The organism is Alcanivorax sp. HI0083, from assembly GCF_001635175.1.
Genome location: NZ_LWFX01000223.1, coordinates 1 through 836, shown reverse-complemented (window position 1 = coordinate 836; position 836 = coordinate 1). Strand labels below are relative to the sequence as shown.

General features: G+C 62.5%; 1 protein-coding gene and 1 pseudogene. Both read left to right on the top strand.

The features are described 5' to 3' along the window. Positions 1-396 (top strand): PhzF family phenazine biosynthesis protein (locus A3754_RS02450; RefSeq protein ID WP_197468391.1); only part of this gene is annotated, 396 nt, incomplete at its 5' end. 10 nt (positions 397-406) lie between these two features. Next, positions 407-836 (top strand): annotated as a pseudogene (locus tag A3754_RS02445) (bifunctional NADH dehydrogenase FAD-containing subunit/selenide, water dikinase SelD); the annotation flags it as partial.

Here is an 836-nt window from a genome sequence, read left to right as displayed (position 1 = left end):
TTTTCCCGGGCGCTGGATGTGCCCATCCGCGAAGTGCTGCAAGCCCGGGACACCCGGATCATCGTGGACAACGCCGATCAGGTACGCAATTTCCAACCCGNCTTCACCGCCATCGCGGCGCTGGATACCTTCGCGGTAATGATTTCCGCTCCCGGCGACGACTGTGATTTTGTCAGCCGTTTTTTTGCCCCGGCCAAAGGCGTTCCGGAAGACCCGGTCACCGGCTCGGCCCATTGCACCCTGGTGCCCTACTGGGCAGAAAAACTCGGCAAAAACACCCTCCATGCCCGCCAGCTCTCTGCCCGTGGCGGTGAGCTGCACTGCCAGCTGAAAGGCGACCGCGTCACCCTCAGCGGCAGCGCCCGCTGCTACCTGCAAGGCGACCTGCAACTGTGATGATGCCACTGTGATAAGCCCCTCCGCCCAATACGATCTGGTCTTTGTCGGCGCCGGCCACAGCCACGCGCTGGCCCTGCGCATGCTGGCCATGAAACCGATTCCCGGCGTACGCCTGACTATGGTGTCTCCGGACAGCCTGAGCGCCTATTCCGGCATGTTGCCGGGGCTGATCGCCGGACACTACACGCTGGATGACACCCATGTGGATGTGTACCGGTTATGCCAGGCCAGCGGCTGCCGGTTTGTTCAGGCCAGCGTCACACAGCTTGATCAAAAGAAACGGCAATTACAGCTCAGCGAGGGCAGCCAGCTGGCCTACGACTGGCTGAGCCTGGACGTGGGCGCCACGCCGGATCTCTCGCCCATCGGCAACGGTCACGCCAGCGTTGTGCCGGTCAAACCGGTGGCCAGCTTTTATACCCGCTGGCAACAACTCT